This is a genomic window from Halomonas sp. LC1 (assembly GCF_030247125.1).
Lineage (GTDB): Bacteria > Pseudomonadota > Gammaproteobacteria > Pseudomonadales > Halomonadaceae > Vreelandella.
The window spans coordinates 115,449-129,141 of the sequence record NZ_JASSPG010000004.1; the positions used below are offsets into that span (position 1 = coordinate 115,449).

Sequence of the window (13,693 nt, forward strand, 5' to 3'; positions counted from 1 at the left end):
AATTCACTGGCTACACCTTATGCCAGCGCTTTTTCGACGACCTCGAACACATTGGACGATAGCGGCTCTCGTTTGATCCGTTCGAGTTCGGCCCGCATGAGCTGCTGGCGTGTTTCATCGAACCGCTGCCAACGGGTCAAGGGGGTAATCAACCGCGCCGCAATTTCAGGGTTGAGTCGGTTGAGTTCGATCACCGCATTCGCCAGTAGCGCATACCCTTTGCCATCCAGACGGTGGAAGTTGACCCGGTTTTGCGCAAAGGCGCCAATCAAAGCACGCACCTTGTTGGGGTTCTTCATAGAGAACGCGGGGTGTTGCATCAAGTACTCCACGCGCTCCAATACGTCGGGCTGCGGGCGCGATACCTGAATCGTGAACCACTGATCCATCACCAGCGGATCGTGGGCCCAGGTTTCCCCGAAGGCTTTCAAAGCTGGCGTCGACACGTCGTCACGATCACTGTGAACGAGCAGCGTCAGCGCGTGGCGCACATCGGTCATGTTGTGGTCAGCGGCAAACTGCGCTTCACACAGCGCTACGCTCTCTTCGTCTTCGATGGACATCAGATACGAGAGCGCCACGTTTTTGAGACTGCGCTGCGCGATTTGTTCAGGCGTCGGGGCGTAGGGGGCTTCACTACCGTTCGCTTTATAGACGGCAAGAAACTCATCGCGCAGCGCCAGCGCCAGGGATTGGCGCACGAACTCGCGGGCAGCGTGAATGGCATCTACGTCTACGATTGGCTGCTGTTCGGCGATATAGGCTTCCGAAGGCAGTGTCAGCATTTCGGCCAGTACCGCTTTATCGTCCATGCAAGAGGTCAAAAGCGTACGGAACGCGTCGACTACCCGGCCATCCATCACTTTTTCGACGCCGTTACGATGGGCCGCAATCAGATCATCCAATGCCAGCATCGCTAATCGTTGACCCGCATCCCAACGGTTAAAACCATCGCTATCGTGGGTCAACAGAAATGCCAAGTCTTCACGGGAGTACGGGTAGTGCAGCTTCACCGGTGCGGAAAAATCGCGCAGTAGCGACGGCACGGGCGCCTCGGCCACTTCCGTGAAGATGAAGGTCTGCTCATCGTCGGTCAGGTGAATGACCGCGTCTTTCCCGATCTTATTGCCGTCGAGCGTGAGCGTTAAGTCCTGACCGGATTTGGTGCCCACCAAGCCCATGCGTACCGGAATGTGCAGCGGCTGTTTGTCCGGCTGTCCGGGCGTGGCTGGCGTGCGCTGACGTAGCGTCAAATGGTACTCGGCATTGGCATAGTCGTACTCACCGTGGGCATCGATTTCCGGCGTGCCTCCCTGGGAGTACCAGCGCATGAACTGGCTTAAATCGATGTCCGATACCTCGGCCATGCAGCCCACGAAGTCTTCGATCGTCACGGCCTGCCCGTCAAAGCGCTCGAAATAGAGATCCGAGCCACGGCGGAAGGCCTCCCACCCCAGCAGGTTGCGGAGCATGCGCACCACTTCTGCCCCTTTTTCATAGATGGTCAGGGTGTAGAAGTTGGTGATTTCGATGTAGTGATCCGGACGAATCGGATGTGCCGTAGGCCCTGCGTCTTCGGCAAACTGGGCGGTGCGGAAAAACGACACGTCTTGGATACGTTTGACGGGCGCTGAATTGGTATCTGCAGAGAAACACTGATCGCGGAACACCGTGAAGCCCTCTTTTAGCGAGAGCTGGAACCAGTCGCGGCAGGTAACGCGATTCCCCGACCAGTTGTGGAAATACTCGTGGGCAACGATCCCCTCGACGTTTTGAAACGCCGCATCGGTGGCAGTCTTGGGATGCGTTAGCACAGCGGCAGAGTTGAAGATATTTAACCCTTTGTTCTCCATCGCGCCCATGTTGAAATCATTTACCGCCACGATCATGAACAGGTCCAGATCGTACTCACGGCCATACGTCTCTTCATCCCAGCGCATGGCTCGCTTGAGTGAGGCCATGGCATGGTCGGTTTTGTCGAGATTCTCTTCTTCTACCCAGAGCTGCAGCGTCACGTCGCGGCCACTCATGGTCGTGAAGTGGTCTTCGACTTTCTTCAAGTCGCCTGCCACCAGCGCAAACAGGTAGCAGGGCTTGGGATGCGGATCTTCCCAGGTCACGAAGTGCCGACCGCCCTCTAGCTGGCCCTGCGCGATGGGGTTGCCGTTGGCAAGCAGTACCGGCTCTTTGTGTGCATCACCGATGACCGTGACCTTGAACGTGGCCATGACATCGGGGCGATCCGGGTAATAGGTGATGCGGCGAAAACCCTCCGCTTCACACTGGGTGCAGTACATGCCGTTCGACTGGTAAAGCCCTTCCAGGGCCGTATTGCTGCTGGGCGATATCGCAACGTCGCTTTCTAGCGTAAAGGTCGCCGGTACGCGGGCAATCGTTAGCGACTCATCGGTGAGCTGGTAATTGGTGTCGCTCAATGCCTGCCCATCGATGGCAAGCGCGCGCAGCGATAGGTGCTCGCCATTGAGCACCAGCGGTGCAGAGGCGTCGGCGCTTGGGTGGCGCTGCATGGTCAGGCGTGCTTTCACACGGGTCTCGGTGGGGTCAAGATCAAACGTCAGCTCGGTATGGGTCACGTGGTAGGCGGGCGGCTGGTAGTCGCTTAAATAAACCGGCTGCGGATCAGACATAGTGCGAAACTCCTGTAAGCTTTTCAGTAATCGAGTAGCGCAAACGCTGCGCTACTCAGTGAACATTTCTTATGATCGTCAATCGCGGAAGTTGTCGAACTGCAGCGGCAAGTCGGGCCCCTCTTCACCGCGCAGCAGCGCCATAACGCTCTGCAGGTCATCGCGCTTTTTGCCCGTTACGCGCACTTTTTCACCCTGAATCTGAGCCTGCACCTTCAACTTGCTGGCTTTGATGCGCTTGACCACGTCTTTGGCTTCAGCTTGGTCGAGCCCCTGCTTCAACACCACCTCTTGACGCGCCTTGACGCCCGACAGCACAGCCTCTTTGACATCCATGCAACGCGCATCGATACCGCGAGCAATCAGGCGGTTACGCAATACGTCCAGCATTTGCTTGAGCTGAAAATCCACCTCGGCCTCGAGCTGTACTTTATCGCCTTCCAACGTGAAGCTGGCATCGACGCCTTTGAAGTCGAAGCGTGACTGCACTTCACGATTGGCTTGGTCCACCGCATTGGCGGCTTCGTGCTGGTCGAACTCTGACACAATATCAAATGAGGGCATGACAATGTTCCTGACAAGACATGACCCACCATTCTAGAGCAGCAAGCACCCAACCGGCCAATTCTCTTGGCAAAAGCTGCACATAAACTCTGCAAGGCCGCTGCAGAGCGCCTAAAAAGTTATACAAATACGTTTTAGGGCGATGTTAAATTGTGCATCTCTGGCGTAACCTGCTGACTTACCCCTGACGCCTTTCAACGAGGAGAGACAATGAGTGATCGCGATGCCCGCCATAAAGCGTCCATGGAAAAGCTCAAAGCAAGAGTGGACGAAAAAGTCGCCAACGCCACCGAACAGCGCGGTCTGCTGCTGATCAACACGGGGAACGGCAAAGGCAAAACCACCGCCGCGTGGGGCACTGTCACCCGCGCGCTGGGCTATGGATACAAAGTGGGCGTGGTGCAGTTCATCAAAGGGCTGTGGGAGTGTGGTGAGCGCAATCGGCTAGAAGACGATCCCCATTTGAGCGTCGCCATCATGGCAACCGGCTTTACCTGGGATACCCAAAACCGCGAAGCCGATACCGCAGCCTGCCAGGAGGTTTGGCAAGAGGCGCAACGAATGTTGGCAGATCCAGAGACCTATTTGGTGGTACTAGACGAGATTACCTACATGCTGAAATTTGGCTATCTCGACATCGCCACCGTCAAACAGGCGTTGCTGGATCGACCTCGGGAACAAACGGTCATCATCACTGGACGCAATGCCCACCGCGAACTGGTCGCCATGGCAGACACGGTGACCGACATGCAGGAGGTCCGCCACGCCTTCAACAACGGGCTTCAAGCTCGACGCGGCATCGATTTCTAGCCACGAAAAAGGGCGGCCAAGCCGCCCTTTGGATATCGCATGAAGGGATGACTTACCCTTCGAACGGGTTGCGCAGTACGATCGTTTCGACGCGGTCTGGGCCGGTCGAAATGATGTCGATGCTGGTACCCACCTGCTCTTCGAGGAAGCTGATATACGCACGGGCATTGGCGGGCAGGTCTTCCACCTTCTTCGCCCCCAGCGTGGACTCTTTCCAGCCCGGCAGGTCGTGATAGAGAGGCTCTACGGCTTCGTAGCCTTCTGAGTCCACCGGATTATCCAGCACGTCGCCATCTTTGCTGCGGTAGCCAACGCAGACACGGATGTTTTCCAAACCGTCTAGCACGTCCAGTTTGGTCAGGCAGATACCGGAGACAGAGTTGATTTGTACCGCATGACGTAGTGCAACTGCATCGAACCAGCCACAGCGACGCGGACGCCCCGTGGTCGCGCCAAACTCGTGCCCACGTTCGGCCAGATGACGTCCGTGGTCGTCAAACAGCTCGGTGGGGAACGGGCCAGAGCCAACACGGGTGGTATAGGCTTTGGTAATACCCAGCACGTAGTCCAGGTAGAGCGGACCGACACCAGAACCAGTCGCCGTACCACCCGCGGTGGTGTTCGAACTGGTCACATAGGGGTAGGTACCGTGATCGATATCCAGCAGCGAGCCTTGGGCACCTTCGAATAGAATGTTCTCGCCCGCTTTACGCAGATCGTGCACCATGCTCACCGTATCGCTGACCATGGGGCGCAGCTCTTCGGCCATCTGCATGGCGCTGTCCAGCACTTCCTGGAAATCGACCGCCTGCTCGCCGTGGTAATTCACCAGCACGAAGTTGTGGTAATCGAGCACTTCGCCCAGTTTGGACGCGAAACGCTCACGGTGGAGCATATCCCCCAACCGCAGACCACGACGTGCGACCTTGTCCTCGTACGCCGGGCCAATGCCGCGACCAGTGGTGCCGATCTTGGCCACGCCACGCGCCTTCTCACGGGCTTGGTCGAGACGCACGTGATAAGGCAAGATCAGCGGACACGCTGGCGAGAGACGCAGACGCTCACGTACGGGAACGCCCTTCGCTTCCAGCTCGCGAATCTCTTTGATCAGCGCTTCCGGTGACAGCACCACACCGTTACCAATCACGCAGGTTTTTCCCGGGCGCAATACACCCGAGGGGATCAGGTGAAGAACGGTTTTCTCACCGTCGATGACCAGCGTGTGACCCGCATTGTGACCGCCTTGGAAGCGCACGACGGCAGACGCGGATTCGGTGAGCAGGTCAACGATCTTGCCTTTGCCTTCATCGCCCCATTGGGTACCCAGGACTACGACATTCTTACCCATTATGCACTCGTCTCTTGTGTCAGGGCCGTTGTCTGCCAACGACCATCGATAAACTCAAGACGGCGGTCACAGCTGTGCTCCGCCGGCCCAGTACGCTGCCCAGGCAGCGCTTGAATTACGCGTTCACCCTGCTCACGCAGCGCCACAATGGCAGCGTTAAGCGACTCTTCTTCTTGGGCAGGCGCCCAAATTGCACCCCGGCTGGGTGACGCCAGCGCCAGCGATGCTAGTTGTTTCAGATCCATCGAGAAGCCGGTGGCTGGCCGCGCACGGCCAAACGCACGACCGGTATCATCATAGCGCCCGCCCTTGGCCAGCGCATGGCCGTAACCCGGCACGTAGGCCGCGAACATCATGCCCGTGTGATACTGATAACCACGCAGCTCCGCTAGATCAAAATAGAGCGAGACGTCGAAGCGTGCCAGGACGCCCTTATAAAGCGATTCGAGCTGATCTAGCGCAGCCGTGACAGGTGCAGGCGCCCCGGCAAAACGTTCGCGCGCTTCACTCAGCACGCTAGCATCACCGTGCAACTCGCCCAGTGCCATCAGCATATCCGCCAGCACGGGATCGCTGACACTGGCATTTACCTGCTCGGCCAGCTGCCCCGGTGATTTGAGCGCCAGCGCTTCGAACAGCGCGCGCTCTTGCTCGGCGTTGAGAGCCGCCGCTTCCACGAGACTGCGGTAAATACCGATATGACCCAGCGCCAAGTGGATCTCGTTGGCACCTGCTGCGTGGAGACTGGCCAGCGCCAAATGGATGATTTCACTGTCAGCTTCGAGCCCAGCATGACCAAACAGCTCTACCCCAACCTGCACGGGGCTTCGGCCACCCTGATGCTGATCGGCTTTTGCACGCAGCACGTTGGTGCAGTAACACAGACGCACGGGGCCTTGGCGTTTGAGGGAGTGAGCGTCCATACGTGCGACTTGGGGCGTCACATCGGCAGATGCGCCCATCATGCGGCCCGTCAGTTGGTCGGTCAGCTTGAACGTTTGAAGGTCGAGGTCCGTGCCGGTACCTGTCAGCAAGGAGTCCAGAAACTCCACCGGCGGCGGCATTACCTGGTCGTAGCCCCAGCAATGGTAAAGATCGAGCAGCGCACGGCGCAGCTCTTCCATGCGGCTTGCCTGAGGCGGCAGCACCTCATCCATGCCGTCGGGCAATAGCCAGCGGTCAGCGATGGTCATGTGAACAATCCTGCGAGACGATGAAGGCCCTTTCTAACGACACCACCCACCGCCTTACCGGGCGCTGTGTGGAACGTTCACGAAACGAGGGCCACAAAAAAACCGGGCGACGCCCGGTAGATAAAGTCTATCACGTTTATGCGCGAGGTGAACCCCGCCAAGCGCAGTGCTTGACGGGGTTGGCGCATTACTCGGCGCTGTCGGGAACGGCGCTGCGTAGATAGCGGAAGAAGTCGCTATCCGGCTCGAGCACCAGCAGGTTACCGTCGCCAGCGAAGCTTTCGCGGTAGGCGTTCAAGCTGCGCCAGAAGGCGAAGAACTCCTGATCCTGGCTATAAGCTTCCGAGAAGATCGCAGCCGCTTCGGCATCGCCTTCACCGCGCAGGGTTTCGGCACGCTCGTTCGCTTGGGCCAGCAGTACCTGACGGCGGCGATCGGCATTCGCCCGAATCCGCTCGGCCTCTTCCTGACCCTGAGCACGCCACTCACGGGCTTCACGCTCACGCTCTGAGCGCATACGCTCGAAGACTGCTGCCGATACGTCTTCGGGCAGGTCGATACGCTTGATACGAATATCGCGAATCGCCACGCCCAGCTCTTCACGCATCAGCTGGTCCAGCTCTTCGGTGGGTCCGGTCATCAAGTCATCACGGCGCTCGGCGATGATTTCCTGAAGGTTCAGACGACCGAATTCGTTACGCAGACTCTCATCCACTCGCGGCTGAATCAGGCGAATCGCCATCATTTCATCGCCAGCGGTGGCCTCGTAGTAGCGAGTCGGGTTGACGACCTGCCACTTGACGTAAGAGTCGACGATGACCGCCTTTTGCTCAAGGGTCAAATAACGGCTGGTATCCGTATCCAGCGTCAGAAGGCGAACGTCGAATTTGCGAATGGTCTGCGCAATCGGAATTTTCGCATGCAGGCCGGGCTGAATATTCTCTTCGATGACCTCACCAAAGCGCAGTTTCACCGCGCGCTCGGTTTCATCCACGACATACAGACTGTTACTCGCCAGCCACGCCACGGCGGCCAAACCACCTACGATAAGCAGGGATCGATTATTAATCATTTAGCGGCCCTCCCTGCGAATGGGGTTATTGCTCGATGACGACGATGAGGAAGCGTTGCTTTGGCTACCGCGCAGCGACTCCAGCACGCGCGGGTCGATCGCATCGCTGTTGCTGTCGCTACCGTCATCGCTCGTTGAGCGGCTGTCATTACCGCTGTTACCGCGCATCTGATCGAGCGGCAAATACATTAACGGCGCATTTTCACTCACGTCCAAAAGGACTTTTGGCGTTCCACCGAAGACTTCTTCGATGGCATCCAGGTACATACGCTCACGCATGATCTCAGGCGCGTTGCGATACTCGGTCAGCAGCGCGTTGAAGCGGTTGGCTTGACCCTGCGCTTCTGCCACGACCGACTCACGATACCCCTGCCCCTGCTCGACGATACGCTGCGCCTGACCCTGTGCGGCGGGGATGATCGCGTTGGCATACGCCATACCTTCGTTGATCGTCCGCTGACGATCTTCGCGGGCACGAATAACGTCATCGAAAGCATCGATGACGGGCGCAGGCGCCGACGTGGATTCGATGTTAATGGTTTGTAGACGAATACCGGCGCCGTAGGCATCCAGATACGTTTGCAGACGGCTCGCGACGGAGCTACCGAGTATCTCACGACCAGAGGTCAAGATATCGATCATGTCCGTACCACCAACCACGTGACGCAGCGCCGAGTCCAGGGCATTCTCGATGGAGAGCGCTGGATCACGAACGTTCAGCACGAAATCACGCGGATTGGCGACCTGGTACTGGGCAGAAATTTCCACTTCGACGATGTTTTCGTCACGCGTCAGCATGGACTGAGTCTGAGAAACAGAGCGTACGCGCGTCACGTTGACCATGCGCACGTCATCGATGAGCGGCGGATTCCACTGAAGGCCCGGCTCGACGATGCCCTGGTACTCGCCAAAACGCAGCACGACGCCACGCTCCGACTGGTCCACGAGGTAGAAGCCCGAGGCTCCCCAGATGGCTAGCGCCACGATGAGCAGAAGACCGGGCAGTGCAAAAGAGTTACGCGGCTTGCCGCCGCCACTCTTGCCGCTGCCACCGCCGCCGCTCTTCTTGCCGCTGCCACCCAGCATGCCGTTGAGCTTGTCTTGGAACTTTTTCAGCGCCTCATCCAAGTCAGGTGGCCCCTGGTTGTTGCCACCATTATTGCCGCCGTTGTTTCCACCATCATTGTTCCCACCGCGATCACCGCCGTTACCACGTCGGCCGCCACCGCTCCAGGGGTCGTGCTGGTTGCCACCACCGGGCTCATTCCAGGCCATACTTCGTCTCCACTAAGGTGTTCACCTGCACTTTGCCTTGATACTGAATGCAAGGCCGGGTGCTTTTGATATTGTTGCTATATCAATCTTGTACCATACCTTTACAGCCAATGACTACGGGTAGGTACTCGATGGGCTACCATTCGTCAGATTCGCGTAATGCTTCTGGTAAATAGGTATTGGCACGCTCACCCAGCTGAGCCATCAGCTGATTGAAGTCGCGCCTTGGCAAGCGCACATCCAATACGGAGCGCCCCTGCTCGTCGAAGCTCTCTTCGCGCACGGCATTGAGCTCGTGCAGACCGGCACGCAGCTTTCCCTGCTCTGGGGAAAGAGTAAGCGAAAAACCAATCACGTCGTTGGCGAGTCGCTCGGTGAGGGCTTCATGGAGCAGTTCTAGCCCCTGGCCCTGCTGAGCAGACAGCCAAACCACGTCGGGAACACCGTGGCCGTCGCGCTCGATACGCGGTGCGCTGTCCAGCTTGTCGATCTTGTTCATTACTTTGAGCACCGGCACGTTATCCGCCCCGATCTCTTTCAGCACGTTATCGACCTGCTCGACGTTGAGTTCGCGATCAGGGTCGGCAGCGTCGATCACATGCACGAGCAGCGTGGCTTCTGCCGCCTCTTGCAGCGTTGCCTGGAAAGCCTCGACCAGCTTGTGCGGCAAGTGACGAATGAAGCCGACGGTATCGGCCATGACGACCGGCCCTACGTCTTCGATTTCCAAACGTCGCAGCGTCGGGTCCAGGGTAGCAAAGAGCTGGTCCGCTGCATAAACTTCGGCACTGGTCAGCGCATTGAACAGGGTCGACTTGCCCGCGTTGGTATAGCCCACCAGCGATACGCTGTGGATTTCTGCACGGGCGCGGGCGCGCCGGTTCTGCTCCCGCTGGCTGCGCACTTTATCTAAGCGCTTATGAATCGACTTAATACGACCGCGTAGTAAACGACGGTCGGTTTCTAGCTGTGTTTCACCGGGACCGCGTAAGCCGATCCCGCCTTTTTGTCGCTCAAGGTGTGTCCAACCGCGAATGAGGCGCGTAGACATATACTCAAGCTGGGCAAGCTCTACTTGCAGCTTACCTTCGTGCGTTCGTGCCCGCTGCGCAAAAATATCGAGTATCAGACCCGTACGGTCCAATACGCGGCACTTGAGTTCTTGCTCAAGGTTGCGCTGCTGGGAGGGACTCAAACTGTGGTTGAAGATGACCAGTTCAGCGTGATGAGCTGCGAGCATTGCCCGCAGCTCCTCCAGCTTTCCTGACCCGATGAAGGTGCGGGAATCAGGGCGCTGTCGGCTGGCTGTGAGCAATGTCGCGGGCTCTGCGCCAGCAGAGCGCACGAGCTCCAAGAACTCACCCGGGTCTTCACGTGCCTGCTCATCATAGAAATCTACGTGAACAAGTACTGCCGTTTCACCGGCGTCTGGGCGTTCAAAAAACAATCAATACCTCATGGACTCTCTTGCTATCCAGCGGTGTTAGATTTCAGCATCGGGTGCTGAAGGGTCTTGTGCCGGCAAACGCACGTTGCGCGAAGGCACCACCGTGGAAATAGCGTGTTTATAAACCATCTGACTGACGGTATTGCGCAACAAGATGACAAACTGGTCAAACGATTCAATCTGGCCCTGCAGCTTAATGCCGTTTACCAGGAAAATAGAGACCGGAATGCGCTCCTTGCGCAAAATGTTCAGGTACGGGTCTTGAAGGGACTGCCCTTTGGACATGTTGCTCTCCCTAAAACTGTCGTTGGGGTTGGTTATCAAATGGCGTGCCCTACTGGTGCTACGCCGCAATCTTGTTGCCCGAAAGGCCTAGTGTGTCAAACGCGCTAGCCGGCCACTCGAAAACACTTGCTTACGAAATCACTATCTTACGCTAAGCACCGCTTTCACGCACGAATTTCAGAAGCTTATCCAGTGCGTCAGGCTGCTGCGAGTCGATCCATGTCAACGACGGCCAACTTCTCAGCCAGGTCAGCTGACGCTTGGCAAGCTGACGGGTGGCAATGACACCTCGCGACACGAGTTCGTCTCGATCATAAGCGCCGTTCAGATACTCCCATACTTGACGGTAGCCAACGCTCTTCATGGATGGCAAGTCAATATGTAGATCATCACGCTTTTTGAGGGCGGCGACCTCATCTATCAAGCCCTCTGCCAGCATGGATTCAAAACGCAGGGCAATGCGCTGGTGCAGCACCTTACGATCCTGCGGTGCTAGCGCTACTGACAGCACCCGCCATGGAAAGGTTTCCGGTCGCTGCTCCGCCCACAGCTCACTCATGGGGCGACCGCTGGCGTAAAACACTTCCAGCGCACGCATCAGCCGCTGAGGGTCATTCGGATGGATGCGCGCCGCAGAGGGCGGGTCGACCTCTGCAAGGGTGCGATGCAGCCCAATCAAGCCCTCCTGCTGCCGCTGGTTCTCCAGACGCTCACGGATGGCGGCGTCCGCTGCAGGCAAATTGGCCACTCCTTCCACCAAGCGCTTGTAGTAAAGCATCGTGCCGCCCACCAGCAGCGGCACTTGCCCCGCCGCGCTGATTTGACGCATCTCCCGCAGGGCATCTTCGCGAAAGTCGGCCGCTGAGTAGGGGTCGGCGGGATCGCGAATATCGATCAAACGGTGGGGTGCCCGCGCCAGCTCGGCCGCACTGGGCTTGGCGCTGCCCACGTCCATGCCTTGATACACCATCGCGGAATCCACGCTGATCAGCTCATGGCCTAGCCGTTCGTGAAGCGCTATCGCGGCATCGGTTTTCCCAGCGGCCGTAGGCCCCATCAAAAATATCGCCCAGGGGCGTGTATCAGCCATCTGCTAGCCGCACTCCGTTGGTTGTCTTCATCGTCACTGGCCGCGCAGAAATAGACGGTCGAGCGCTTTCATGCTCATTTGCGTCCAAGTGGGACGGCCATGATTACACTGGTCGCTACGCTCGGTGCGCTCCATATCTCGCAGCAGTGCATTCATCTCATCCAGCGTTAAGCGTCGATTGGCCCGCACACTACCATGGCATGCCATGGTAGACAGCAGCTCATGAATGCGCGCCTCGACTTGATGCGTACGGCCGTAGCGGGACAACTCTTCGAGCATTTCACGCACCAGCGCTTCGGGGTCGGCTTGGGCCAGCAGCGCAGGCAGCTGGCGAACCAGCAGCGTCTCGGGGCCCGCCACATCCAATTCGACCCCCAGCTGGGCAATGGCGTCACGCTCGCTCTCTGCCGTGGCGACTTCGCTACGACTGGCTGCCAGCGAGACGGGCACTAGCAAGGGTTGCGTATCGATTCCTTTTGCTGCCGCCAGCTGGTTTTTCATACGCTCGTAAACGATTCGCTCATGGGCGGCGTGCATATCCACCAGCACGAGCCCCTGGGCGTTCTGCGCCAAAATGTATACGCCATGGAGCTGGCCTAGCGCAAACCCCAGCGGCGGTGCTGACGTGGCGTCATGATCCGGCATGGTCAGGGGGGCTTCGCGTACTTCCGAGGCGACGGGACGTGAGCTTGGCGGGCTTGGTTGCGGCGTTAGCAGCGTCTCTTCGTGATCGGGATGCAGCGCCTGATACCCCTGCATGAAGCGGCGCACCCGCTCAGCGCCGGGGTGCCGCTCGGGCGCTTCCGACAAGGCCATACCCTGCTGCTGCCAGCGGGAAGCCTCTGGCGCAGTTGCCACGCTGGAAACGGATTCGCCCTCGCCCGTCGGAGCAGCCTCCTCGTTGGGCTCGTCCTCCTCGGTAGGCTTGGAGGCCGCCAAACAGTGGTGCAAACTGGAGTACAGGAAGTCATGCACCATGCGCCCATCACGGAAGCGCACTTCATGTTTAGTGGGGTGAACGTTGACATCCACCACGTCTGGATCGAGCTCCAGATAAAGCACGAACACCGGATGGCGCCCGTTGTAGAGCACGTCGCGATACGCCTGACGTACCGCATGCGCAACGAGGCGATCACGCACCACGCGGCCATTGACGAAGAAATACTGCTGGTCTGCTTGAGAGCGGGAGTGGGTCGGCAGCCCTACCCAGCCGCTCAGACGCAAGCCGCCTGCCTCACGTTCGATATAGCGGGCGTGTTCGATAAAATTCTTGCCCAACAGCGACGCAATCCGTCGCTCACGGGAGGCGGGCGAATTGCCCTGAGGCAGCTGATGCACCACCTTCTGGTTGTGCTTCAATACCCAGGCAATGTCATAACGCGACAGCGCCTGACGACGAAAAGCCTCTTCTACATGAGCAAATTCGGTCTTTTCGGTGCGTAAGAACTTACGCCGCGCGGGCGTATTGAAGAACAAGTCGCGCACCGAGACACTAGTGCCACGTGGGTGCGGCGCGGGCGTTACCCGCGCTTCCATACCTCGCCCCTCGGCCACGACGCGCCACCCCTGACGGGGGTCTTCCTCCGCGTTGGACACCAGCTCCAAACGCGATACGGAGCTGATCGAGGCCAACGCTTCGCCGCGAAAGCCCAGCGAACTGACCCCCTCCAGGTCCTCGAGACTGCTGATCTTACTGGTGGCATGACGTGCCAGCGCTAACGGGAGATCCTCCTCGCCGATGCCAATACCATCATCACGTACTTTGATCAGCCGAGCACCGCCCTGCTCGATCTCCACTTCGATACGCTGACTGCCCGCATCGATGGCGTTCTCGATCAGCTCTTTCGTGACTGACGAGGGGCGCTCGACCACCTCACCCGCCGCAATCTGGTTAGCTAGGCGGGGGTCGAGCACATGGATACGGCCAGACAGCGAGTTCAATTCAGTCAACCAACACCTCA

Annotated in this window: 11 protein-coding genes; 1 reads left to right on the forward strand and 10 read right to left on the reverse strand. The window is 58.4% G+C overall.

Annotated elements, in window-relative coordinates; genetic code table 11:
- Positions 1-17 precede the first annotated feature (17 nt).
- Positions 18-2,648 (reverse strand): aminopeptidase N, encoded by a 2,631-nt coding sequence (pepN, locus tag QIT27_RS08075; protein ID WP_285263417.1) that lies wholly within the window; start codon positions 2,646-2,648, stop codon positions 18-20.
- Positions 2,649-2,726: 78 nt separating this feature from the next.
- Positions 2,727-3,212, reverse strand: coding sequence for a YajQ family cyclic di-GMP-binding protein (locus QIT27_RS08080; protein ID WP_159342591.1), 486 nt, complete (start codon positions 3,210-3,212; stop codon positions 2,727-2,729).
- 210 nt (positions 3,213-3,422) lie between these two features.
- Here QIT27_RS08080 and cobO point away from each other — a divergent pair, with 210 nt between their 5' ends.
- Positions 3,423-4,022 (forward strand): cob(I)yrinic acid a,c-diamide adenosyltransferase, encoded by a 600-nt coding sequence (gene cobO / locus QIT27_RS08085; RefSeq protein ID WP_159342592.1) that lies wholly within the window; start codon positions 3,423-3,425, stop codon positions 4,020-4,022.
- Positions 4,023-4,074: 52 nt separating this feature from the next.
- On the opposite strand, the gene QIT27_RS08090 is transcribed toward cobO, so the two are convergent.
- The 8 genes from QIT27_RS08090 to mutL all read right to left on the reverse strand — a co-directional run bounded on the left by QIT27_RS08090 (position 4,075) and on the right by mutL (position 13,682).
- A complete protein-coding gene (locus QIT27_RS08090; protein WP_159342593.1) occupies positions 4,075-5,370 on the reverse strand; it encodes an adenylosuccinate synthase in 1,296 nt (431 codons plus the stop codon).
- The gene (locus tag QIT27_RS08095) at positions 5,370-6,563 is read right to left on the reverse strand and encodes an ATP phosphoribosyltransferase regulatory subunit (protein WP_159342594.1); all 1,194 of its coding nucleotides are present in this window, start codon (positions 6,561-6,563) and stop codon (positions 5,370-5,372) included. Before QIT27_RS08095 ends, QIT27_RS08090 begins: the two co-directional genes overlap by 1 nt.
- Before the next feature lie 187 nt (positions 6,564-6,750).
- Positions 6,751-7,635 (reverse strand): protease modulator HflC, encoded by an 885-nt coding sequence (gene hflC, locus QIT27_RS08100; RefSeq protein WP_159342595.1) that lies wholly within the window; start codon positions 7,633-7,635, stop codon positions 6,751-6,753.
- The gene (gene hflK / locus QIT27_RS08105) at positions 7,636-8,910 is read right to left on the reverse strand and encodes an FtsH protease activity modulator HflK (protein WP_285263418.1); all 1,275 of its coding nucleotides are present in this window, start codon (positions 8,908-8,910) and stop codon (positions 7,636-7,638) included.
- 136 nt (positions 8,911-9,046) lie between these two features.
- Entirely contained in the window at positions 9,047-10,357 is a 1,311-nt protein-coding gene (gene hflX, locus QIT27_RS08110) for a ribosome rescue GTPase HflX (protein ID WP_253015942.1), read from the reverse strand.
- Between the two features lie 36 nt (positions 10,358-10,393).
- Positions 10,394-10,642: an RNA chaperone Hfq gene (gene hfq / locus QIT27_RS08115; RefSeq protein WP_159342598.1), complete on the reverse strand. Its 249-nt coding sequence runs from the start codon at positions 10,640-10,642 to the stop codon at positions 10,394-10,396.
- Between the two features lie 151 nt (positions 10,643-10,793).
- Entirely contained in the window at positions 10,794-11,732 is a 939-nt protein-coding gene (gene miaA, locus QIT27_RS08120) for a tRNA (adenosine(37)-N6)-dimethylallyltransferase MiaA (protein ID WP_285263419.1), read from the reverse strand.
- A gap of 33 nt (positions 11,733-11,765) precedes the next feature.
- Positions 11,766-13,682 (reverse strand): DNA mismatch repair endonuclease MutL, encoded by a 1,917-nt coding sequence (gene mutL, locus QIT27_RS08125; RefSeq protein ID WP_285263420.1) that lies wholly within the window; start codon positions 13,680-13,682, stop codon positions 11,766-11,768.
- Between the last annotated feature and the right edge of the window lie 11 nt (positions 13,683-13,693).